Origin of the sequence: Streptomyces sp. H27-C3 (assembly GCF_030063415.1) — a bacterium.
GTDB lineage: Bacteria > Actinomycetota > Actinomycetes > Streptomycetales > Streptomycetaceae > Streptomyces.
Genome location: NZ_JASITA010000108.1, coordinates 1 through 1463, shown reverse-complemented (window position 1 = coordinate 1463; position 1463 = coordinate 1). Strand labels below are relative to the sequence as shown.

1 pseudogene is annotated in these 1463 nt (G+C 68.6%); it reads right to left on the bottom strand.

Annotated features, from left to right (window positions below):
- Window positions 1-365: 365 nt before the first annotated feature.
- Window positions 366-1337, bottom strand: a pseudogene (locus QMK30_RS38245) (lyase family protein); the annotation flags it as partial.
- Window positions 1338-1463 lie beyond the last annotated feature (126 nt).

Below are 1463 nucleotides of genomic sequence, written 5' to 3'. Positions count from 1 at the left end.
TGCGCGATCACCTCCGGCGGATAGCGGTGGCCCCTGTACGACGGTGGCGTCGACGCCACGAACGATCCCCTCCCAGCACGGCCAATCACAAGATCATCCCACGCCGGTCAGCCAACGTGACAACACCCGCACTGCGGCTCCGACTCGTAGTGCAGTGCATCAGTCTGGGGCGCCAGGACGGCCTGATTCAATTCGTACGCCCCGACGACTCTCCCCGAGTTCGCATCCTCACCGGTCACAGCGCGGCGTGGGTCAAGGAACGCGTCGTACGCTCCCTACAGCTGGCGGCAAACCACCCGCGCCTGGCCCAGTGCGCTGCCGGGATCGGCTGAGACCCCAACGGCTGTTTCCTTGCGGCCAAGACATCAGACGGTCCGGCCCACCGCCCGGTCCACCAGGTTCCCAGCGGCACCCGTGTACCGTCGCGGATCACACAGCCACGACAGCTCCGCGACGGTGAACAGGCCCTTGAGCTCCGGAACTTCGGAGAGTGTGGCGGTCAGCGGCCGACCCGTTGTCTCGGTGGCGAGGGATGCTTGGCGGAGCAGGCGCTTGGCGGCCGATTTGCCCAGCCGAGGGGCCAGGACAGCGGTGATCCGTTCCGAGACGATCCGACCTCCGGTGAGTTCGAGGTTGGAGCTCATGCGGTCGGGTCGTACCTCGATGCCTTCGGCGAGCTCCACCGCGGTGTGGACGGCGCCGCCAGTCAGCCGCAGGCACTCCCGTAGCAGTTGCCATTCCGCGTGCCAGGCACCGGCGGAGCGCTCGTCCTCACCGGCCAGAAGCTGCGTCAAGATGCCTGCCAGCCCCGGTACTTGGAGGGCCGCACTGCGAATGAGCGTCGCCAGCACCGGGTTGCGCTTGTGCGGCATAGCCGAGGAAGTGCCACGTCCGGCGGTGGGGACGGGCTCGTCGAGCTCCCCGATCTCGGTTCTGGCCAGAGTCTGCACATCGGTCGCGATCTTTCCCAGAGCTGCGGCGGTGAAGGCCAGCGCGGCCGCGAGATCGGCGACCGGGGTACGCAGCACGTGCCAGGGCAGGCCGGGGCAGCTCAGACCGGTCTCCTCGGCAAACGCCTCGACCAGCGAGATGGCGTAAGCCTCCGCGTCCGGCGCCGCTTCGCCCGCCGCGCCGTCGATCCGCGCGTATTCCAGGTAGCCGGCGAGAGTTCCGGCGGCGCCGCCCAGGGAGAGGGGAAGCCCGCCCTCCTCCACCAGGGCCAGCCGCCGCTCCGCGTCGAGGATCAGCTTGCGCCAACCGGCGGCCTTGAGGCCGAAGGTGACGGGCACGGCGTGGAGGGCGAGGGTGCGGCCGGCCATGACGGTATCGCGGTGGGCTAGTACTGCAACCGTGTTTGGCGTGACGGTGGTTCAGGGCAGGGGTTGTGGCCTCGTCGTTTGTAGTGGCTGATGCGTGCCCGGTGTTGTGCTTGTCGTCGCCAGTGGGACCAGTGCAGGACATGG